General features: G+C 64.4%; 22 protein-coding genes. 11 read left to right on the top strand and 11 right to left on the bottom strand.

The window, feature by feature from the left end; genetic code table 11:
• The first annotated feature begins 120 nt into the window (after window positions 1-120).
• A complete protein-coding gene (locus tag ABLE71_RS15905) occupies window positions 121-1,002 on the top strand; it encodes a DMT family transporter (RefSeq protein ID WP_348784403.1) in 882 nt (293 codons plus the stop codon).
• Window positions 1,003-1,515: 513 nt separating this feature from the next.
• Here ABLE71_RS15905 and metF read toward each other — a convergent pair.
• Together metF and ABLE71_RS15915 are read right to left on the bottom strand one after the other, a co-directional pair.
• Entirely contained in the window at window positions 1,516-2,430 is a 915-nt protein-coding gene (metF, locus tag ABLE71_RS15910) for a methylenetetrahydrofolate reductase [NAD(P)H] (RefSeq protein ID WP_348784404.1), read from the bottom strand.
• Entirely contained in the window at window positions 2,430-3,431 is a 1,002-nt protein-coding gene (locus tag ABLE71_RS15915) for a metalloregulator ArsR/SmtB family transcription factor (protein WP_348784405.1), read from the bottom strand. Before ABLE71_RS15915 ends, metF begins: the two co-directional genes overlap by 1 nt.
• Before the next feature lie 120 nt (window positions 3,432-3,551).
• On the opposite strand from ABLE71_RS15915, the gene tsaA reads away from it, so the two are divergent.
• A complete protein-coding gene (gene tsaA, locus ABLE71_RS15920) occupies window positions 3,552-4,061 on the top strand; it encodes a tRNA (N6-threonylcarbamoyladenosine(37)-N6)-methyltransferase TrmO (RefSeq protein WP_348784406.1) in 510 nt (169 codons plus the stop codon).
• Window positions 4,058-4,369 carry a DUF2293 domain-containing protein gene (locus tag ABLE71_RS15925; protein WP_348784407.1) on the top strand — a complete coding sequence of 104 codons (312 nt, stop codon included), beginning with the start codon at window positions 4,058-4,060 and terminating at the stop codon, window positions 4,367-4,369. Before tsaA ends, ABLE71_RS15925 begins: the two co-directional genes overlap by 4 nt.
• Window positions 4,370-4,375: 6 nt before the next feature.
• On the opposite strand, the gene ABLE71_RS15930 is transcribed toward ABLE71_RS15925, so the two are convergent.
• Together ABLE71_RS15930 and ABLE71_RS15935 are read right to left on the bottom strand one after the other, a co-directional pair.
• A complete protein-coding gene (locus ABLE71_RS15930; protein ID WP_348784408.1) occupies window positions 4,376-4,885 on the bottom strand; it encodes a hypothetical protein in 510 nt (169 codons plus the stop codon).
• A gap of 234 nt (window positions 4,886-5,119) precedes the next feature.
• Entirely contained in the window at window positions 5,120-5,737 is a 618-nt protein-coding gene (locus ABLE71_RS15935) for a molybdenum cofactor sulfurase (RefSeq protein ID WP_348784409.1), read from the bottom strand.
• Window positions 5,738-5,939: 202 nt separating this feature from the next.
• On the opposite strand from ABLE71_RS15935, the gene ABLE71_RS15940 reads away from it, so the two are divergent.
• Entirely contained in the window at window positions 5,940-6,356 is a 417-nt protein-coding gene (locus ABLE71_RS15940; protein WP_348784410.1) for a hypothetical protein, read from the top strand.
• Between the two features lie 8 nt (window positions 6,357-6,364).
• On the opposite strand, the gene ABLE71_RS15945 is transcribed toward ABLE71_RS15940, so the two are convergent.
• Window positions 6,365-7,060: a hypothetical protein gene (locus ABLE71_RS15945; RefSeq protein ID WP_348784411.1), complete on the bottom strand. Its 696-nt coding sequence runs from the start codon at window positions 7,058-7,060 to the stop codon at window positions 6,365-6,367.
• Window positions 7,061-7,306: 246 nt separating this feature from the next.
• On the opposite strand from ABLE71_RS15945, the gene ABLE71_RS15950 reads away from it, so the two are divergent.
• The gene (locus tag ABLE71_RS15950) at window positions 7,307-8,179 is read left to right on the top strand and encodes a hypothetical protein (protein ID WP_348784412.1); all 873 of its coding nucleotides are present in this window, start codon (window positions 7,307-7,309) and stop codon (window positions 8,177-8,179) included.
• Window positions 8,180-8,290: 111 nt separating this feature from the next.
• On the opposite strand, the gene ettA is transcribed toward ABLE71_RS15950, so the two are convergent.
• The 3 genes from ettA to ABLE71_RS15965 all read right to left on the bottom strand — a co-directional run bounded on the left by ettA (window position 8,291) and on the right by ABLE71_RS15965 (window position 11,709).
• The gene (gene ettA / locus ABLE71_RS15955; protein ID WP_348784413.1) at window positions 8,291-9,940 is read right to left on the bottom strand and encodes an energy-dependent translational throttle protein EttA; all 1,650 of its coding nucleotides are present in this window, start codon (window positions 9,938-9,940) and stop codon (window positions 8,291-8,293) included.
• A gap of 84 nt (window positions 9,941-10,024) precedes the next feature.
• Window positions 10,025-10,786 carry an ABC transporter permease gene (locus tag ABLE71_RS15960; RefSeq protein ID WP_348784414.1) on the bottom strand — a complete coding sequence of 254 codons (762 nt, stop codon included), beginning with the start codon at window positions 10,784-10,786 and terminating at the stop codon, window positions 10,025-10,027.
• A complete protein-coding gene (locus ABLE71_RS15965) occupies window positions 10,783-11,709 on the bottom strand; it encodes an ABC transporter ATP-binding protein (protein WP_348784415.1) in 927 nt (308 codons plus the stop codon). Before ABLE71_RS15965 ends, ABLE71_RS15960 begins: the two co-directional genes overlap by 4 nt.
• Before the next feature lie 209 nt (window positions 11,710-11,918).
• Between ABLE71_RS15965 and ABLE71_RS15970 the strand changes: the two genes are divergently transcribed.
• Complete coding sequence (locus ABLE71_RS15970; RefSeq protein ID WP_348784505.1) at window positions 11,919-12,182, top strand: hypothetical protein; 264 nt, start codon at window positions 11,919-11,921, stop codon at window positions 12,180-12,182.
• 9 nt (window positions 12,183-12,191) lie between these two features.
• Here the strand turns inward: ABLE71_RS15970 and ABLE71_RS15975 are convergent, their stop codons facing one another.
• Window positions 12,192-12,779 carry a hypothetical protein gene (locus ABLE71_RS15975; RefSeq protein WP_348784416.1) on the bottom strand — a complete coding sequence of 196 codons (588 nt, stop codon included), beginning with the start codon at window positions 12,777-12,779 and terminating at the stop codon, window positions 12,192-12,194.
• Window positions 12,780-12,951: 172 nt separating this feature from the next.
• Between ABLE71_RS15975 and ABLE71_RS15980 the strand changes: the two genes are divergently transcribed.
• The 5 genes from ABLE71_RS15980 to ABLE71_RS16000 all read left to right on the top strand — a co-directional run bounded on the left by ABLE71_RS15980 (window position 12,952) and on the right by ABLE71_RS16000 (window position 17,423).
• The gene (locus tag ABLE71_RS15980; RefSeq protein WP_348784417.1) at window positions 12,952-13,893 is read left to right on the top strand and encodes an alpha/beta hydrolase; all 942 of its coding nucleotides are present in this window, start codon (window positions 12,952-12,954) and stop codon (window positions 13,891-13,893) included.
• Between the two features lie 9 nt (window positions 13,894-13,902).
• Complete coding sequence (locus ABLE71_RS15985; RefSeq protein WP_348784418.1) at window positions 13,903-14,055, top strand: DUF4160 domain-containing protein; 153 nt, start codon at window positions 13,903-13,905, stop codon at window positions 14,053-14,055.
• Window positions 14,056-14,133: 78 nt separating this feature from the next.
• Window positions 14,134-14,541, top strand: coding sequence for a DUF2442 domain-containing protein (locus tag ABLE71_RS15990; protein ID WP_348784419.1), 408 nt, complete (start codon window positions 14,134-14,136; stop codon window positions 14,539-14,541).
• A 66-nt stretch (window positions 14,542-14,607) separates the two neighbouring features.
• Window positions 14,608-15,777 carry a CaiB/BaiF CoA-transferase family protein gene (locus ABLE71_RS15995; protein ID WP_348784420.1) on the top strand — a complete coding sequence of 390 codons (1,170 nt, stop codon included), beginning with the start codon at window positions 14,608-14,610 and terminating at the stop codon, window positions 15,775-15,777.
• On the top strand, window positions 15,774-17,423 hold the full coding sequence (locus tag ABLE71_RS16000) for a thiamine pyrophosphate-binding protein (RefSeq protein ID WP_348784421.1): 1,650 nt from the start codon (window positions 15,774-15,776) through the stop codon (window positions 17,421-17,423). The genes ABLE71_RS15995 and ABLE71_RS16000 overlap by 4 nt, the downstream gene beginning before the upstream one ends.
• Before the next feature lie 40 nt (window positions 17,424-17,463).
• Here the strand turns inward: ABLE71_RS16000 and ABLE71_RS16005 are convergent, their stop codons facing one another.
• Together ABLE71_RS16005 and ABLE71_RS16010 are read right to left on the bottom strand one after the other, a co-directional pair.
• Complete coding sequence (locus ABLE71_RS16005; RefSeq protein WP_348784422.1) at window positions 17,464-17,904, bottom strand: CHRD domain-containing protein; 441 nt, start codon at window positions 17,902-17,904, stop codon at window positions 17,464-17,466.
• Window positions 17,905-18,046: 142 nt separating this feature from the next.
• Entirely contained in the window at window positions 18,047-19,018 is a 972-nt protein-coding gene (locus ABLE71_RS16010; protein WP_348784423.1) for an ABC transporter substrate-binding protein, read from the bottom strand.
• Window positions 19,019-19,035: the final 17 nt, after the last annotated feature.

A 19,035-nucleotide genomic window follows, 5' to 3' on the forward strand; every position in this document is an offset into this window, starting at 1 on the left:
AATCAGTTGCGGCAGATGCAGGAAGCGGGTGGCAGACCCGCGCATTCGAGCCTAGCTGGCGCTTGGAGATGGAGGAAATGCATGGCCGAGGCCGCCGCAACACCAACTGCGCAGCAAGGAATGTCCGCGTTCGACTGGGCGCGCCTTCTGCTGCTCGGCGCGATCTGGGGCGGCTCGTTCTTCTTCGCCCGCATCGCCGTGTCCGAAATGCACCCGCTGGCGCTGGTGCTGTTTCGCGTGGCGATCGCGGCGGCGGCGTTGCATGTCTATCTGCGCGCGCGGGGACCGTCGTTCCGGCTGGCGCTGCCGCTGGCGGGCAGCTTCCTGCTGCTCGCCGTGGTCAACAACGTCCTGCCCTTCTCGCTGATCTTCGCCGGCCAGACGGAAATGGGCGCAGGGCTTGCCGCCGTGCTCAACTCAACGACACCCTTCTGGACGATCCTGATCGCCAACGCCGTCACGTCGGACGAAAAGCTGTCGCTGAACAAGATGGCGGGGGTGCTGCTCGGCATCGCCGGAGTGGCAGTGATGGTTGGGCCGGGCATCATTGCCAGCCTCGGCGGGCCGGTGTGGGCGAAATTCGCCATGATCGGCGCCTCTTTGTCCTATGCGGTCGCGCTGGTCTTCTCGCGCCGCTTCAAGACCGTGCCGCCGGCGATCGTGGCGACCGGCCAGCTCACTGCCTCGACGGTCATCATGATACCCGTGGTGCTGCTGTGGGTCGGCCCGACGGGACTGTTGGCCGCGAGCGCCCCCGTCTGGGCGGCGGTCTTCGCTCTGGCGCTGCTCTCGACGGCGTTCGCCTACATCCTCTATTTCGGCCTGATCGGCTCGGCAGGCGCCACCAACGCCTCGCTGGTGACGCTCATCGTGCCGGTCAGCGCGATCCTGCTCGGCTTCGTCTTCCTCGGCGAACGGCTGGAGCTTTTCGAAATCGCGGGCATGCTGCTCATCGGCCTTGGACTCGTCACCATAGACGGACGGGTTTTCAGGCGACGCTAGAGCATCGGACCGAAGAGTGCGCAGCGGTTTTCGGATAACTCCGATGCTGAGACAAAGAGATAGAGCGGCGAAACGAATCCGATTGAGCGTTCGCCGCTCCAGATGATGCCACGGCGTATGGCTGGGCCTCGGCCGGGCGACCGTCATCGGGCCGCCACATTTTTTCCACAGCCGCCTCGGGCGCGATTGCCTATAAATTCCCTAGACTTAAGCTATTCGGCAGGTCGTTTTTTCCATAGTCGGGTCGCATTGCAGCAATTTTTCCGCTTGCCTGTTGCCTCAAGTCCCCTACACTTTGGCCATAGTTCTCGATGAGGAGGCTAGGCAATGGGACTGACACGGCCAATCAATGCACTCATGATTTGCGCTGCGTTCGCTTTTATCGGCGCCCTCATAATGGGATTTCTTCCGTAAGCGCACGCTGCGGAAAATAGCCGCCAGGGGTGGCAGAGAAGTTTCGAAAGGCCGGGTGAAAGCCCGGCCTTTCTGCATTCGGGAAGGTTTGATGCCGCTTTAGGCGGCTGCGGAAGCGCCGTCCGCATGCGGCGCCCGGATGCCGATCATGTGGCAGATTGCGAAGACCAGGTCGGCGCGGTTCATCGTGTAGAAATGGAAATCGGCCACCCCGCGCTCGACGAGGTCCATGACCTGCTCGGCCGCCACCGCGGCGGCGACCAGCGCATGGGTCTGCGGATCGGCCTGCAGCCCGTCGAAGCGTTCGGCAAGCCATGGCGGGACATGAGCGCCGCAACGCGTGGAGAAGTTCGCGACCTGGGTGAAATTATGGACGGGAAGTATGCCCGGCACGATCGGGATGAAGATGCCGGCGCGGCGCACGCGCTCGACATAGCTCTCGTAGAGATCGTTGTCGAAGAAGAACTGCGTCATAGCCCGCGTCGCGCCGTTGTCGACCTTGCGTTTCAGCATCTCGATGTCGGTTGCGAAGTCCGGGCTTTCGGGGTGCTTCTCCGGATAGGCCGAGACCGAAATGTCGAAGTCGCCTTGCGCCCTCAGCGCGCCGACCAGTTCGGCGGCGTTGGCGTAGCCGCCCTCGTGCGGATGGTAGCGCGCGCCGACGCCCGCCCCGGGATCGCCGCGCAGCGCCACGAAACGCGTCACGCCCATGCCGGCGAATTCGGCGATGACCGTGTCGATCTCGCCGCTGGTGGCGTCGACGCAGGTCAGATGCGCCGCGGGGGTGAGCGTCGAGCCGGTGAGGATGCGCTTTATCGTGCGCGCGGTGCGCTCGCGCGTCGAGCCGCCGGCGCCGTAGGTCACCGAGACGAAATGCGGATCGAGCGGCTCCAGCCGCTTCACCGTTTCCCAGAGCCGCGCCTCCATCTCGTCCGTCTTGGGCGGGAAGAATTCGAAGGAGACGCGAATCCCTGCACCGATGTCCGGGCGGCGGGAGAAACGGGGCTGGTTCATCACGCGGTCTCCCTTTCGCCGGCGCGGACTGGCTCGGCGATCAGCTGGCGGCGGTCGCGGCCGAGCCAAAGCTTCACCGTCAGCCGCGCCTCGGAGCCGCCACGAGGCTCGAACTCCTGGCTGTCCTCGAGCTCGATGCCGGCTTCCGCGAACCAGTCGGCGATCTGGCGGTCGGAGAAGCCGAGGCGCATATGCGCATGCTCCTCGCGCAGGAACTCCAGCGCATGGCTCGCGAAATCGACGATGATGAGCCGTCCGCCGGGCCGAAGCAGGCGCGCCGCTTCGCCGATCGCCAGCGCGGGGTCGTCGAGATAGTGCAGCACCTGATGGATGGTCACGAGGTCGAAGCTGTCGCGCTCGACCGGCGGCGCGTAGATGTCGCCCTGGCGCACCTGCGCGTTGGCGATCCCGGCCTTGTCGAGATTGGCGCGGGCAACGGCCAGCATCTCGCGCGACATGTCGATGCCGACGCCGCGCCGGTAGAGCGGCGCGAGGATTTCGAGGAGCCGCCCGGTGCCGGTGCCGAGGTCGAGCATGGACTGGAACGGCCGCTTGCCGACCAGCTTCAGAAGTGCCGCCTCGACGGCGCGGTCGGAGGCATGCAGCGAACGAATCTCGTCCCAGCTCGCCGCGTTGGCGGAAAAGTATTCGGCCGCCCTCGCCTGCCGCCGGCGCTTCACGGACGCAAGCCTTTCGAGGTCGCGCTCGATCTGCGGATCGCGGGCGTTCACGCGGCCGACGATGCCGTGCACGAAGTCGCGCGCCGTATCGCCGTCGGCAATGCGGAAATAGGCCCAGGAGCCCTCCTGGTAGCGGCCGATCAGGCCGGCATCGAGCAGGAGCTTGAGATGGCGCGAGACGCGCGGCTGCGACTGGTTGAGGATCTCGGTAAGGTCGGAGACGGTGAGGTCGCCGCGCGACAACAGCGCCAGAATGCGCAAACGGCTGGTTTCCGCCGCTGCCTTGAGAGTGTCTACCAGACCGTCCAGGGTAGCCGTCATGTTGCGATCTCTTCGATTTGAGATATAAATATATCTTTATGTGCATTTCGTTAGCTTGGCAACCGGCAATGTCGCAGGCGGACAAGAAAATGGCGCGGACGTTTCGGACGGAGGTGGCCCATGTTTGAGGCGCGGGAGGGCGAGATAGCGCTGGCGGAGGACCCCGGGGCGATGGCCGGCGACGCGCGGCTCGTCTTCATCGGCCGTATCCGCTCGCCGTGGAACACGAGGGCCGACTGCCCGAAGAACATGGCCGCCGCCCGCACAGCCGGGCTGCCGGCGAGCGTTGAGATCGAGCCGAGATACCGTCGCGGGCTCGGCGGCCTTGCGGGCACCAGCCACGTCGTCCTGCTTTCCTGGCTCGGTTCCGCGCCGCGGAATCTGATTGTCCAGAAACCGCGCCATGCTTCTGAAGCCAAAGGCGTTTTCGCGCTGCGCTCGCCGGCGCGGCCAAATCCTGTTGGACTGCACGTCGCGCGGCTGATCGCGCTGGATGAGGCGGCGGGTCTGCTGACGCTCGACGCCATCGACGTGCTCGACGGCACGCCGCTCTTGGACATCAAGCCCTATTTCGCCTCCATCGACAGCTTCCCGGACGCAATGCCGCCGCGCCACCGGGACGCGCCGTGATCGCGTCCACCAAACGCCGCAAGGCGATCACCGAGGCGCTGACGCTGCTCTTGCCCGGCGCGCCCTATGCCGACATCGAGGCGATCCGCGCCGACGCCGGCGCCAGGCACATGAAGGAACTGCCGCCGTCGATCGCCGTGTGGCTGGCGACCGTCGCGCATGTGCGCCACCAGCACACCGACTACGAGCAGCTGCTGGCCGAAGGCTACGACCGCGACGCCGCGCGCTTCTTCGTCATCGACCGCACCAACGCGGTGCTGACGTCATGGCGCGCGACGCGGCTGCTCGACCCGGACGACGAGGAATGAGGGGGGCTACCGGCTCAGCACGGCAATCGCGTTGTAACTCTGTCCTTGCGCCTGCCCCACCCAGGTCCAGGACAGGTTTCCGCGGAAAAACCTCACCGTAATGCTTCCGCCGTCGATGCAGGCGTCTTGGCCGTAGGTGATGCTCTCGCGGTATTCCGCCGAGGTATCGTCCCTGAAAAGCTCGGTCAGCGATCCGCCGCAGCCGAGCGACGGATAATCGATCGACGCTCCGCCGTCGCCGATGGTCATGCTGATCGACCAGTCGGCGCCGGTGGCGCCGGCGGGGCTTTGATGGCCGCTGCCGGTCCACGTTCCGTTCAGGGACGGCACATTCACCACGCACGGGCGGTTCTGAAAAATGGGCGTCAGCTCGCTGCCGGTCTTTTCGCAGCGATAGGTCTGACCGCCCTGGCACAGTTCCTCGCCTTCGTAACCGCACTGCGCCAAAAGCTCTCCGGTTGTGCCGAAGATGCATGCGCCAAGGGCGACTGCCCTCAATCCCGTTTGCCAACCCAAGTCCCCCTCCGTTGCGGCAGCCCTCTTGCCGAGCGGAAGGAATATTAGCCGGAAGTGAAATGTGCTTCCAGTGGCTTGCCGGCGGTCCTATTCGCGACATTTGCCGCCCCGGGCGGCGCCGCCCATCGCAGCCTTCGAGCTCGGACCGAAAAGTGCGCAGCGGTTTTCGGACAAATCCGATGCTGAAACAAACAGATAGAGCGGCGAAGCGAACCCGGTTGAGCGTTCGCCGCTCTAGCCGGGATAAATCCACTGCTCGGGCACGCGCACCGAGATCGCCTCGCCGGCAACGATCCTGCCGGGTTTCTCCACCCAGCCGACCAGCCCGCGCAGGCGCTTGGCCGATTTCGGAAACAGGAGCGCTCCCGCCTCGCGGTCGGGCATGGCGGCATTCTCGGCGATCGCCTGGCCGGCATAGCGGCACGGCTTGTTCTGGCCGTCGATCTTCACCGTGACGCCGCCTGCGAAGAAGAGCAGCGTGCCCGCCGGCAGCATGGACAGGCTCGCGACGCCTTCAATCGCGAGATTGGCGCCGATCCATTCGGGCTTCAGCTCGGCCAGGCCCATGCGCCCCGCGACGACCGCCAGCTCGTCGTGCGCCACGATGGAGAGCTGGCGCTCGTTGCGGATTTCCGTGCCGCGCGGATACCACGGCTCGCGGCCGCCCGAGCGGCGCGTTGCGCCGGCGTGAAAATCGCCGGCGATGCCGTCGAAGCCGAGCACGAGCTCGGCGACCGCCTCCGTCTGGAAGCTGCCCTTCAGCGCCGCGTAGAGCCCCGCCACCCTTGCAGCGAGCTTGCGGGCAGGAACGGTTTCGGCCGCCTGGTCGGCGCGAGGCACAAGGTCGAGCATCGAACAAATCCTTCGCTTGGGTCGAGCAAGATGGCGGCAGGCGGGGCGAAGGTCCAGCCAAAAAGGCCGATCGTTCCATGAACGAACGTGATCCTTCGGCTGCCCGTCGCGGCTGCGACGGCAGCAAGCGGCTGCTTTACCGGCCCGGGCTTCGGGCGTAGCCTGGCGAGCGGGGCTGGGAGCATCGCGAAGGAGGAACGCCATGCTTGCCATTCTTCGACAGTCAGTGCTTGCCGCCACGCTCATCGCCGCACCCGTTTCGGCGCCGGCCGCGGACTATGCCTGCGAGGGCGGCCTCGTGCCGGCGGGCCAGCGCATGATCTGCTCCGGCTTCGAGCCGAACTGGGCGATCGAACTTACCTGTAACGGCGGGGCAATGGGCGCGAACTTCATCGACGCTTTCTCGGGCGACAGCGTCCAGACGACCCCAGGCACCGTCACCTTCTCGTCGCAGGATCCTTGGACCTTCGAGACCAGCCATCCGGTGAAGGGCACGATCGCGGCGACACCCGGCGGCTGCACCGACGAAAGCGACGCCGTGCGCGACTTCACCTTCACGCCCACCGCAGCGCCAGGGCTCAGCGGACCGTTCTTCCCCTTCTGCTGCCGGGTGGAGTGAGGGCGTAGTTACTTGCCGACTAATTGGACGCTGCCGCCGGAAATCGCAGACATCGTGCCAGCGGCGCTCCAATCCCTAGTCGTGAATAAAACGCTAAGGTTGGAAACTACAATAGCTAGGCCGGCAACTTGGTTTGTGGAAAGGCTTGAGCTGTCTGCCGATTGAAGTGCAGCCCTTAGCTGCTTCAACAGATCCATCGTGCGTCGAGACAACGACTCTGATGCTTTTACAAAATTGCGCGATTCTAGGGCGCCTTCCACGGTTCCGCGGACGGCAGATACTCTTTCAATGAGATACGCCTTCACCTTTTCAGGGAACTTAAGTGCTTTAAAGAGGCGACGCTCCATCTCTAGGAAATGCTCATAGCTCATTTTTTCCGTTGCAACGCCCCATCTGGACCAACCGGATTGGCGTCCCAAACGCGCCCAAAAATCAGCCCATTGCTTTGACGCTAACGCCCTCGTTCTACCGCGCCGCTTTCGTTCGGAGAGATAAATCTCCCTTATTTGTGATTCGGTTAGGTTGCCCAACCCTGCAAGACCATCGACAAAAGAAAGGCTTACAACGATAGATTTATCTTCAATCAACTCTGTTAAGAGTGATGCAAGCTCTTTTTTTTCATGAGGAGACAGGGCGATTAAATCATGCCCACGATTTGTATCGCTGCCAGAATGAAGCGACTCATCTATCAGCCTACCGAGCAAATATAGTAAGCGCTCCCGCTTTGCATCTAGCCTAGGAACCGGTTCATATATAGCCATATTTCACTTTTACCAGAAGCTTCCTACCGCGTCAGCCGTTTGTGCGTCATGCGGTTGGGGACGAGCGCTTCCGCGCCAAGCCGCTCCGCCGCTCCCTGTGAGCATTTGTCAGGATCATTCTCCCGACTTTATCCACACCCCTCCCGACCGCAGCGATAATCCCGCCGGCCTGGTCTGGAGGAGGCGGCGATGGACTGGAATGCGGCAATCGAGAAAAATCGCGCGGCGCTGAAGCGCGTGCTGGCCATGCTCGTCGCCATGGCCGGGCTCACCGGCTTTTCCTCTCCCCTTGCGGGAGAGGATGGTTCGGCTCGGCGAGGCAAAGCCGAGGCGTTAGCCGAACCTGGTGAGGGGTGCTTTTCCCGCCCGACCCTGACCCGCCATCTCCACCGCGCGATCCTGCGGCTGCTCAGGCCGGCCGAATCCGCCGCGCGGCGCCTCATCATCGTGGCCGCGCGCGGCCTCGTGGTGGCATTGCCGCCGGCGTATCAGCGCAAGTCGAAACCCGTGACCATGGAGCCCGCCCTGCGCCGCTTCGGCATCGCCGTCGTGATGTCCGATGGCGCGGCCGCCGCGGCCAGAAGGGCTGGCGACGTCCGGGCCGCCGCCGTCCGTGCTCATCGTCCGCGAGCCTTGAGCCTGCTGCCGCTCTTCGATCCGCTGCCGGGTCTCCCGAGCTTGTCGAAGGGTCGCGAGCGTCGCCGTTACGTGCCCGCATACGCCGCCCCCCGCATCTCCGGGCTCGACCTCGGCGCGCCGTTCCGCCCTCTGCCGCCTCCCCCATCGCCTGACGATCCGGTGGACGCGTCGCGTCTTGCCCTGCGCCTCCAGGCGCTGGCGTCCGCGCTGGACGATCTGCCGGCTCAGGCAAGGCGCTTCGCCCGCCTGCGGGCGGCACGGCGAGGGGCGAACGCCTCGGGTCGCGCCCGCCGCGTCTGGCCGCTGCGTCCGGGCCGACCGCCCGGCCAGCGCCCCGCCAACCGCCGCCAGGAAGTGCACGAGGTGCTGAGCGACCTCCACTGGTTCGCCTTCGAGGCGCTGGAGCATCCCGACACGTCGTGACGCGCTGCCGGGCCGGGGGTTAGCTACAGGAAGAGCGCAGCCTTAAATTGGGCGGCGCACGCTGCCGCGCACCCCACTACTTACTACTCACTATTCGCTATTCCCTACTCCCTACCGCGTCAGCCGCTTGTGCGTCATGCGGTGGGGGACGAGGGCTTCCGGGCCCAGCCGCCGCGCCTTGTCCTTCTCGTATTCCTCGAAATTGCCCTCGAACCATTCGACATGCGCGTCGCCCTCGAAGGCGAGCATGTGGGTCGCCATGCGGTCGAGGAACATGCGATCGTGCGAGATGATGACGGCGCAGCCCGCGTATGCTTCGAGCGCGTCTTCGAGCGCGCCCAGCGTCTCGGTGTCGAGGTCGTTTGTCGGTTCGTCGAGCAGCAGCACGTTGCCGCCGTTCTTCAGCATCTTGGCGAGGTGCACGCGGTTGCGCTGGCCGCCCGAGAGGTTGCCGACCTTCTGCTGCTGGTCGCCGCCGCGGAAGTTGAACGACGAGCAGTAGGCGCGGCTGTTCACCTCGTACTTGCCGAGCTTGATCACCTCGGCGCCGCCGGAGATTTCCTCCCACACGGTCTTGCTGGGGTCGAGCGCGTCGCGGCTCTGGTCGACATAGCCGAGCTTGACCGTCTCGCCGATGCGGATCGAGCCGGCGTCCGGCTTCTCCTGTTCGGTGATCATGCGGAAGAGCGTCGTCTTGCCGGCGCCGTTCGGGCCGATGATGCCGACGATGCCGCCCGGCGGCAGCTTGAAGGACAAATCCTCGATCAGCAGTTCGTCGCCAAAGCCCTTGTTCAGGCTTTCGACCTCGATGACGACGTTGCCCAGCCGCTCGCCGGCCGGGATGACGATCTGCGTGTCGGTCGGCCTGCGCTTGTCGGCCTGCTCGACCAGATCCTCATAGGCCTTGATGCGCGCCTTCGACTTCGTCTGCCGCGCCTTCGGGCTCGACGCGATCCATTCGCGCTCGCGCCAGATCGCCTTCTGGCGGGCGTCGTCCTCGCGCCCTTCCTGGATCAGGCGCTTGGCCTTGGCGTCGAGATATTTGGTGTAGTTGCCCTCGTAGGGGATGCCGCGGCCGCGGTCGAGTTCGAGAATCCAGCCGGTGACGTTGTCGAGGAAGTAGCGGTCGTGGGTGATGATCAGCACCGAGCCAGGATAGTCGCGCAGGTGCTTTTCCAGCCAGGCGGTCGTCTCGGCGTCGAGATGGTTGGTCGGCTCGTCGAGCAGCAAGAGGTCGGGCTGCTCGAGCAGCAGCCGGCAGAGCGCGACGCGGCGGCGCTCGCCGCCCGACAGCGTGGTGACGTCGGCCTCCTTGGGCGGGCATCCCAGCGCTTCCATCGCCATCTCGACCTGCTGCTCCAGATCCCAGAGGTTCAGCCGGTCCATCTCGTCCTGGAGCCTGGCCGACTCGTCGGCCGTCTCGTCGGAATAGTTCATCATCAGCTCGTTGTAGCGCTCGATGATGGCGGTCTTCTTGATGACGCCTTCCATGACGTTGCCGAAGACGTTGAGCGCCGGGTCGAGCTCCGGCTCCTGCGCCAGATAGCCCACGGTCGCCTTGTCTGCGAGCCAGGCCTCGCCCGAATATTCCTTGTCGATCCCGGCCATGATCTTGAGCACGGTCGACTTGCCCGACCCGTTCGGACCCAGGATGCCGATCTTGGCGTCCGGGTAGAAGGACAGATGCAGGTTCTCGAGGACTTTCTTGGTGCCGTAGGACTTGTTGAGCCCGGCCATATGATAGATGAACTGGCGTGCCACGCGCGCGGTATCCCTGATCTGGATGGAGAGTTGCGCGCTATTTAGGCGATGCGGCCCGGAACGGCAATGGCCGGTTGGCCCTGATCAAGTCTTGATGCGCCAGCCGGTCTTGAATATCCACCACACAAAGACGAGACACACCGCAAGGAACAGCACCGTCATGCCGAGGCTGACGGCCACATTGACGTCGGCCGTGCCATAGAAGCTCCAGCGGAAGCCGCTGACCAGATAGAGCACCGGGTTGAACAGCGTGATGGTGCGCCAGACCGGCGGCAGCATGTCGATCGAGTAGAAGCTGCCGCCGAGGAAGGTGAGCGGCGTGACGATCAGAAGCGGGATGAGCTGCAGCTTCTCGAAATTGGTAGCCCAGATGCCGATGATGAAGCCGAACAGGCTGAAGGTCACCGCGGTCAGCACCAGGAACAGCAGCATGAAGAACGGATGCTGGATTTCGAGCGGAACGAAGAGGCCGGCAGTGGCCAGTATGATCAGGCCGATCATGATGGACTTGGTGGCGGCCGCGCCGACATATGCAAGCACGACCTCGACGAAGGACACCGGCGCGGAGAGAAGCTCGTAGATGGTGCCGACGAATTTCGGGAAATAGATGCCGAAGGACGCATTGGAGATGCTCTGCGTGAGCAGCGACAGCATGATCAGCCCCGGCACGATGAAGGCGCCATAGGCGACGCCGCCGACCTCGCTGATGCGCGAGCCTATCGCCGCGCCGAAGACGACGAAATAGAGCGAGGTCGAAACGACAGGCGACACCACGCTCTGCAAGAGCGTGCGCCAGGTGCGCGACATCTCGAACTTGTAGATCGCCTTCACAGCATGGAAGTTCATGACCGCGTGCTCACGAGACTGACGAAGATTTCCTCCAGCGAGCTTTGCGAGGTCACGAGGTCGCGGAAGCGTATCTCCTCCGCTTCAAGCGCCTTGAACAGCCGCGTGATGCCGGTGCGCTCGCTCTGCGTGTCGTAGCTGTAGATGAGCTCGCCGCCGTCGCCCGACAGCTCAAGCGCGAACGCCGCGAGGCTTTCGGGAATGCGATCGAGCGGCTGCTGCAACTGCAGCGTCAGCTCCTTCTTGCCGAGCTTTCGCATCAGCGCGGCCTTTTCCTCGACCAGCACGAGGCTGCCCTTGTTGATGACGCCGACCCGGTCGGCCATCTCCTCGGCCTCCTCGATGTAGTGGGTGGTGAGGATGATGGTGACGCCGGATTCGCGCAGTCGGCGCACCACTTCCCACATGTCGCGCCGCAGTTCGACGTCGACGCCTGCGGATGGCTCGTCGAGAAAGAGGATACTGGGCTCGTGGGAGAGCGCCTTGGCGATCATGACGCGCCGCTTCATGCCGCCCGACAGCGTCATGATCTTGGCGTCCTTCTTGTCCCAGAGCGACAGGTCCTTCAGCACCTTCTCGATGTGCGCCGGGTTCCTGGGCTTGCCGAACAGGCCGCGGCTGAAGCTGACCGTTCCCCAGACGGTCTCGAACGCGTCCGTGGTGAGTTCCTGCGGAACCAGCCCGATCAGCGAACGGGTCGCTCGAAAGTCCCTGACGATGTCGTGGCCGTCGGCCAGCACTGTGCCCTCGCCGGGCTTCACGATGCCGCAAACGATGTTGATCAGCGTCGTCTTGCCGGCGCCGTTGGGGCCGAGCAGCGCGAAAATCTCGCCATGCCTGATCTCGAGGTCAACGCTCTTCAGCGCCTCGAATCCCGAAGCATAGGTCTTGGACAGGTTGGAGATGGAGATGGCGGGTTGCATGGGAAATGTCTGAAATGGTCGGGGATTGCGCCAAATCCGGCGCTGGGGAAAGCAATAGGGGCTATATAGGCCTTCCTGCCCGCCCCGCAAGCCGATGGCGGCGGCTTCCTGACAAACTCTAAGCCTTCTCGCCACCCGGGCGTGGCCGCTCCAGACGGTGGACGGCCAGGCTCTTGTGCCGCCCGCTGGACGAGAGCATCGTGACGAGGATGCCTGTCGAGCAGCAAAGGGGAGCCGAGATGCGGTGGGTTCATACAGCAGTGATCGTGGTTCTGGCGGTGGCGTTTCTGATTTTCGCCTTGCAGAACCTGCAAAGCGTCACGGTGGCCTTCCTGGGCTTCGGCATAACAGCGCCGCTCGCCCTCCTTTTCTTGGTGATCTACCTGCTCGGCATGGCGACAGGCGGCAGCGCCTGGACCCTGATCCGCTGGGCGTGGCAGGGTTCGCGCCACCCGGAGGTGGCGCAGAAGTAACGCAGTTTCTTAAGGCTTCGACGGCGGGGTTACGATCTCGTAGCTGCAGGCGAAGGAGGCAGCCGCTATGCGGTAGGTGTCGGCAGGGTCGGACGGCGATTGCACGATCGCATCGCCCGGCCTTGCGACCATCGCCTCGCCCCACGGTGCTGTGAAGACGAATTCGCCTTCCGAAGGCGGCACGATGAAATAGCCCATTTCCGTGCCCTTCGGCACGAAGCTCCGGTAGCCTGAGGCGTCCGCTTCGGACTGGGCATCGCCGTAACGGGCCGGAAACTTCGCCGCCGACACGAGATATTCTTCGTTGCCGGTCTCGGGGCAGCGGTTGCGGACGACCCAGTCGCCTGCCTCGGCCGGCTTGGAACTCGTCTCCACGCCTTCGCTCTTGATCACCGTTACGACGACCTCGCCGGCGACTGCCGGCCGTGCATCGACCGGTTTGGTCTTGTGGGCGACGCCCGTGCGGCCGTCTTTCGCGGCCGCCGCGAAAAGGGCCACCTGATCTTTCTGCGGAGCCTTCGCAACTGCCCCGACCGGGAGCAGCGCGACTAAAGCGAAGACCGCGGCGGCGACGCCCATCGTGAACCGGAATTTCATTGACTGGCTCCTTGCATTCCCGCGAATTTCACTATGCCGATCCCGGCGAGGCGTGAAAAGTGCCCATTCATCAAGACAGGCGTGCGACACATCGAAAATCGGCGAGGCGGCCAAGGACGCTGTCCCTTGACGATCCGCACTGCATCGCCAACAGTCGACGCGGAGACAAGACATGCCGTTCGACGACCGTAGAACCGTCGCATCACTGAGCGGCGCGTCGCTCAATCTCTACACGTGCCTCGCGAACGTCCCCGCCCGCGCCGTGGTACAGGTCAACCACGGCCTCGCCGAGCATGCGCTGCGCTACGAGCGGTTCGCCGACTTCCTCGCCGAGCGCGGCTTTCACAGCTACGCGCACGACCATCGCGGCCACGGCTTCACTACCGCGCCCGACGCGCCGCCGGGCCGCTTCGGCACGCCGAGCGGGCGCGACAAGGTCATCGCCGACGTTGCGGCCATCCATGGCGTTATCCGGGCTGAACATCCCGGCCTGCCGGTGATCGTCTTCGGACATTCGATGGGCGGGCTGATCGCGTTGAACTATCTGCTGCGCCATCCGGAGGGGGTGCATGCCGCCGCGATATGGAACGCGAATTTCTCTGCCGGCCTCGCGGGCCGCGCGGCGCAGGCGATCCTCGCCTGGGAAAAGTTCCGGCTCGGCTCAGACGTACCGTCGCGGCTCTTGCCCCGCCTCACCTTCCAGGCCTGGGGAAAAAAAGTGCCGGGCCACAGGACGCCGTTCGACTGGCTTTCGCGCGACCAGGACGAGGTGCAAAAATACGTCGAAGACCCGCTCTGCGGCTGGGACGCCTCGGTCTCGCTCTGGCAGGATTTGTTCGGCTTCATCTTCTTCGGAGCCGACGACGCCAATTTTTCTCGCCCCGGGCGCGACCTGCCGATCAATCTCGTTGGCGGCGCCAGCGACCCTGCGACCGACGGCGGCAAGGCCGTCGAACACCTTGGGGACCGGCTCAGGCGGATGGGCTTTTCGAATCTGGTTTCAACGGTTTACGCCGATACCCGCCATGAAAGCCTGAACGAGTTGAATCGGAACGTGATCATGGCGAATTTTGTGGAGTGGCTTGATCGAACCTTGAATAACCCATCGCGATAGGTTATTTCGATGGTGACGGTTCTATGCATCGACGGTTTCAGGATCGTTATCTTTCTTGACGACCACGAACCCGCGCACGTGCATGTCTTCGGTGACGGAGAAGCCAAGATAAACCTTGTCAGCGCCGGTGGCCGCCCGAGTTGGTCTGGGCAGTCGGGATGAAGCACGCCGACATCGGTAATTGCATGAGGTTGGTCGAACGGAATCGCGAGGCTCTGCTCATCCGATGGAACGACATACATGGCTGAATTGACGGACAAGGAAATCGACGCGGCATTGGCGCGGGGCCAGGCGGCGGCAACCAACGATCCCCGTGCAGCAAGCGCCCGCTATGATCACCGGCTCGGCCGCATCGTCGTCGAGCTTACCAACGGATGCACCTTCGCCTTTCCGCCTCGCCTCGCCCAAGGCCTCGAAGCTGCTACCGAAGACGAACTGGCCGAAGTGGAAATCATGGGCGCCGGCTACGGCCTGCATTGGGAGACGCTCGACGTGGACTTCACCGTTCCCGGCCTCCTCGCCGGCATCTTCGGCACGCGGGCTTATATGGCGCGCCAGGCCGGCCGCGCGACCTCGTCGGCCAAGGCCGCAGCCGCTCGCGCCAATGGGGCAAAAGGCGGACGCCCCAGGAAATCCAGTGTCCGCTGAGCCGTGGCACATGACATCGGCCCCGCCCGTTGCTAGACGGGGCGCTCGAAAAGAGACACGCCACCGATGTCCCAACCTCCTCTCCACGGCGTTCGCGTCATCGAACTCGCGCGCATCCTGGCCGGCCCATGGGCCGGGCAGGTGCTCGCCGACCTCGGCGCGGACGTGATCAAGGTCGAGAACCCCGACGGCGGCGACGACACGCGCAAATGGGGGCCTCCTTTCGTCACCGGCCACGACGGCGAGAACCTGTCGGCCGCCTACTACCACTCCTGCAACCGCGGCAAGCGCTCGATCGCGGTCGACTTCTCGACGGCGGAAGGCGCGGCGATCGTCCGAAAGCTCGTCGCGACGGCGGACGTGCTGATCGAGAACTTCAAGCTCGGCGGACTGAGGAAATACGGGCTCGACTGGGACAGCCTGCGCAAGATCAACCCGCGTCTCGTCTACTGCTCGATCACCGGCTTCGGGCAGGACGGACCCTATGCCCCGCGCGCGGGCTACGACTTCATCATCCAGGGGATAGGCGGGCTGATGTCGATCACCGGCGAGCCGGGCCGCGAACCGCAGAAGGTGGGCGTCGCAGTCTCCGACATCTTCACCGGCCTCTATTCGGTGATCGCGATACAGGCGGCCCTCCGCCACGCGGAGGCGACGGGCGAAGGCCAGCATATCGACATGGCGCTGCTCGATACCCAGGTCTCCGTTCTGGGCAACCAGAATCTCAACTACCTCGTCTCCGGCGAGGCGCCGGTGCAGATGGGCAACGCCCACATGAACATCGCGCCTTACGAGGTGCTGCCGGTCAAGGACGGCTTCTTCATCCTCGCCGTTGGCAATGACGGGCAGTTCCAGCGCTTCTGCAAGGTGGTCGGGCTGGACCGTCTGACGACCGATCCCGACTTCGCCACCAATCCGGCGCGCGTGGTCAACCGGGTCCGGCTGCGCGAGACCCTAGTCGCCGCGCTGGCGGCGTGGGAGCGCGACGGGCTTCTGCCCGAACTGGACGCGGCCGGAGTGCCCGCGAGTCCGATAAACGACATCGCGCGGATGTTCGCGGACCCGCAGGTGGTCGCACGCGGCATGCGCATGGATCTCGACGACGGACATGGCAACATGCTGCCCTCGGTACGCTCGCCGATGCTGATGTCGGCAACGCCGCCGGCCTACGATCGCCCCTCGCCGCGGCTTGGCGAGCATACGGCTGAAATCCTGGCCGAACTGGAGAAGACATGAAAACAGGCGGACAGTTGATCGTGGACGCGCTCGAGGCGAACGGCGTCGAGCGCATCTTCTGCGTGCCCGGCGAATCCTATCTCGCGGTGCTTGACGCGCTCTACGATTCTCCGATCAAGACCATCGTCTGCCGGCAGGAAGGCGGCGCGGCCATGATGGCCGATTGCGAGGGCCGGCTGACCGGCCGACCGGGTATCTGCTTCGTCACGCGCGGCCCCGGCGCGACCAACGCGTCGGCCGGCGTCCACATCGCCCGGCAGGACTCCAACCCGATGATCCTCTTCATCGGCCAGATCGCACGTGGCATCCGGGAACGTGAGGCCTTCCAGGAGGTCGACTACAAGCGCTTCTATGGCGACATGGCCAAATGGGTGGTCGAGATCGACGATGCCTCGCGCATTCCGGAACTCGTCACCCGCGCCTTTGCCGTCGCCACCTCCGGCCGGCCGGGGCCGGTGGTGATCGCGCTGCCGGAGGACATGCTGACCGACCTGGTCGATGCGCCGAAGCCGCGCGCCTTCACACCGGTGGAGACGCGTGCGGGCGAACCTGAGATCACGGCTCTCCAGACATCGCTCGACAAAGCACAGAGGCCTTTCGTCATCCTCGGCGGCACGCGCTGGACGGAGGAAGCCGTCAGGCAGATGTGCGCGTCGCTAGAACGCTGGAAGCTGCCGGCCGGCTGCTCCTTCCGTAGGCAGGCGCTCTGCGACCAGCTTCATCCGAGTTATGCCGGAGACGTCGGCATCGGCGTGAACCCCAAGCTCGCCGCCTATATAAAGGCAGCCGATCTCGTGCTCCTGGTCGGCTGCCGTTTCGGCGAGATGCCCTCGGCGGACTACACGCTGCTGAAGAGCCCCTACCCCGACCAGAAGCTCGTGCACGTCTATCCCGACCCGCACGAACTCGGCCGCGTCTACCGGCCGACAGTGGCGATCAACGCGACGCCGGCGGCCTTCGCGGAAGCCTTCGCGAAAACCGCGCCGGCGGCAACGCCGGCCTGGGCAAACCGCACCGAGGAACTGCACCAGAACTATCTCGAATGGTCGACGCCGCCGCAGACCGGTCCCGGCACGGTGCATATGGGTGCGATCATGACGCATCTCGAAGCGGTGCTGCCGGAGGATGCGATCATCTGCAATGGCGCCGGCAATTTCGCCACCTGGATGCACCGCTTCCATCGTTACCGCCGCTTCGCCACGCAGGCCGCGCCGACCTCCGGCTCGATGGGCTACGGCGTGCCGGCAGGGGTTGCGGCGAAACATCTGTTCCCGGACCGCGAGGTGATCGTCTGGGCGGGCGACGGGGATTTCCTCATGCACGGACAGGAATTCGCCACTGCCGTCCAGTACGGCCTGCCGGTCATCGTCGTGATCCTCAACAACGGCATCTATGGCACGATCCGCATGCACCAGGAGCGTGACTATCCCGGGCGCGTCTCGGGAACTGATCTTGCAAACCCCGACTTCGCCGCCTATGCCCGCGCCTTCGGCGGGCATGGCGAGACGGTTGAAAAGACCGACGAATTCGCGCCGGCCTTCGAGCGCGCGAGGAAAAGCGGCAAGCCGGCCATCATCGAGATCAAGCTCGATCCCGAGGCGATCACGCCGACAAAGACGCTGACTGACATCAGGGAGGGCCGGTAGGCGGCGGAGGCCGGCGCCGCCGCCTTCTTCACCAGCGTGACTACATCGCCTTTTCGACCTGTCCGCGGATCTCGCCATCCGGATGCGCGGCGGTGTGGACGTTGATGTAGAGCCTGCCGGCCACCAGGTCGGCGGCCTGCGCGTCGGTCAGCGTCGCAGTTCCGCTGGCACCGCTCTTCGTGTCCTCGATCGGTACCGCCACGCCTGCATTTCCGCCTTTGGCGGCCGGTCCATGGAAATGCGCCGCCGTCGCCTCGCCGGTAAGGCCGGAATATTCGATCGTCCAGTCGAGCTTCTTGGTGTCGCTATCGAAGCTGACAGTGGCCGTGCCCTTGCCGGCGCTGTCGTTCGGCGGCACTTCCTGGGCGGCGTCCAGCGTCGCCGACATTTTCATCATTTCGGCAGCAGCAGGCGATGCGGCGAACAGTGCGATAGAGATTGCGAGGCCAGCCGCAAGCGGCGCGATACTGAAGGTACGCATGTCAATTCCTCCCTTAGTTCTCAAAGCCGCACGGTTCTGCCGGCAGCTGCGCCATTAACGAAGCGCACGCCGGTAAGTTTCCCTCGATAGCAAAAAAGGGGCGGTTGCCCGCCCCTTTCGCAGTCCCAGGATTCCGAAGCCGCTACTGGATCGCCTTGTCGGTGATCGCGGTCGTGTAGGCGCCGGACGGCTCCTTGGTGATGATCTTCTGGTCGAGCAGGGCCTTGGCGGTGCGCTCATAGGCCGGCACGATCAGCTTGCCGTCAGCATTGTCGATCAGTTTGGCGACCTCGCCCATCATGCGCTTCTGGTGATTCTCGTCCTGGCCGCCATTCTCGACGACGATGCCGGCTGCCTCGTCGGGGTTCTCAGTGGCGTATTTCCAGCCCTTCATCGAGGCGCGGACGAACTTGACCATTTTCTCCTCGAAGGCCGGATCCTTGAGCTTGTCTTCCATCGCATAGAGGCCGTCTTCCAGGAGGTCGTTGCCCATCTCGGTGTAGTTGAAGACGATCAGGTCTTCCGGCTTGTAGCCGGCGTCGATGAGCTGCCAGTATTCGTTGTAGGTCATGACCGAGATGCAGTCGGCCTGTTTCTGGATCAGCGGCTGCACGTCGAAGCTCTGCTTCAGCACGGTGACGCCGTCGGCTCCGCCTTCGGTCGAAAGACCGATCTTGTTCATCCACGCGTAGAACGGATATTCGTTGCCGAAGAACCAGACGCCGAGCGTCTTGCCCTTGAAGTCGGCTTCGGTCTTGACCGGCCCGTCCTTCGGGCAGACGAGCTCCATGCCCGCTTTCTTGAAAGGCTGCGCGATGTTGACGAGGCCGACACCCTTGTCACGCGCGGCGAGCGCGCCGCCCATCCAGTCAACGATAACGTCGGCGCCGCCGCCCGCGATCACCTGCTCGGGAGCGATGTCGGGACCGCCCGGCTTGATCTCGACGTCAAGGCCTTCCTCTTCGTAGAAGCCTTTGTCCTTGGCGACGTAGTAGCCGGCGAACTGCGCCTGCGTGACCCACTTCAACTGCAGCGTCACCTTGTCCGCAGCCAAAGCCTGGAATGCGGCAAGCGACATCGCGCCCGCCAGCATGGAAACCATCAGTTTCTTCATCTTGTTACCCTCTGAAG

Source organism: Mesorhizobium sp. KR9-304, assembly GCF_040049215.1.
Lineage (GTDB): Bacteria > Pseudomonadota > Alphaproteobacteria > Rhizobiales > Rhizobiaceae > Mesorhizobium_K.

What these genes read in the sequence shown, in the direction of transcription:
- ABLE71_RS15905 (WP_348784403.1), top strand. Translation starts at nt 121, where the DNA reads ATGTCCGCGTTCGACTGGGCGCGCCTTCTGCTGCTCGGCGCGATCTGG.
- metF (WP_348784404.1), bottom strand. Translation starts at nt 2,430, where the DNA reads ATGAACCAGCCCCGTTTCTCCCGCCGCCCGGACATCGGTGCAGGGATT.
- ABLE71_RS15915 (WP_348784405.1), bottom strand. Translation starts at nt 3,431, where the DNA reads ATGACGGCTACCCTGGACGGTCTGGTAGACACTCTCAAGGCAGCGGCG.
- tsaA (WP_348784406.1), top strand. Translation starts at nt 3,552, where the DNA reads ATGTTTGAGGCGCGGGAGGGCGAGATAGCGCTGGCGGAGGACCCCGGG.
- ABLE71_RS15935 (WP_348784409.1), bottom strand. Translation starts at nt 5,737, where the DNA reads ATGCTCGACCTTGTGCCTCGCGCCGACCAGGCGGCCGAAACCGTTCCT.
- ABLE71_RS15940 (WP_348784410.1), top strand. Translation starts at nt 5,940, where the DNA reads ATGCTTGCCATTCTTCGACAGTCAGTGCTTGCCGCCACGCTCATCGCC.
- ABLE71_RS15950 (WP_348784412.1), top strand. Translation starts at nt 7,307, where the DNA reads ATGGACTGGAATGCGGCAATCGAGAAAAATCGCGCGGCGCTGAAGCGC.
- ABLE71_RS15960 (WP_348784414.1), bottom strand. Translation starts at nt 10,786, where the DNA reads ATGAACTTCCATGCTGTGAAGGCGATCTACAAGTTCGAGATGTCGCGC.
- ABLE71_RS15965 (WP_348784415.1), bottom strand. Translation starts at nt 11,709, where the DNA reads ATGCAACCCGCCATCTCCATCTCCAACCTGTCCAAGACCTATGCTTCG.
- ABLE71_RS15970 (WP_348784505.1), top strand. Translation starts at nt 11,919, where the DNA reads ATGCCTGTCGAGCAGCAAAGGGGAGCCGAGATGCGGTGGGTTCATACA.
- ABLE71_RS15975 (WP_348784416.1), bottom strand. Translation starts at nt 12,779, where the DNA reads ATGAAATTCCGGTTCACGATGGGCGTCGCCGCCGCGGTCTTCGCTTTA.
- ABLE71_RS15980 (WP_348784417.1), top strand. Translation starts at nt 12,952, where the DNA reads ATGCCGTTCGACGACCGTAGAACCGTCGCATCACTGAGCGGCGCGTCG.
- ABLE71_RS15985 (WP_348784418.1), top strand. Translation starts at nt 13,903, where the DNA reads ATGGTGACGGTTCTATGCATCGACGGTTTCAGGATCGTTATCTTTCTT.
- ABLE71_RS15990 (WP_348784419.1), top strand. Translation starts at nt 14,134, where the DNA reads ATGGCTGAATTGACGGACAAGGAAATCGACGCGGCATTGGCGCGGGGC.
- ABLE71_RS15995 (WP_348784420.1), top strand. Translation starts at nt 14,608, where the DNA reads ATGTCCCAACCTCCTCTCCACGGCGTTCGCGTCATCGAACTCGCGCGC.
- ABLE71_RS16000 (WP_348784421.1), top strand. Translation starts at nt 15,774, where the DNA reads ATGAAAACAGGCGGACAGTTGATCGTGGACGCGCTCGAGGCGAACGGC.
- ABLE71_RS16005 (WP_348784422.1), bottom strand. Translation starts at nt 17,904, where the DNA reads ATGCGTACCTTCAGTATCGCGCCGCTTGCGGCTGGCCTCGCAATCTCT.
- ABLE71_RS16010 (WP_348784423.1), bottom strand. Translation starts at nt 19,018, where the DNA reads ATGAAGAAACTGATGGTTTCCATGCTGGCGGGCGCGATGTCGCTTGCC.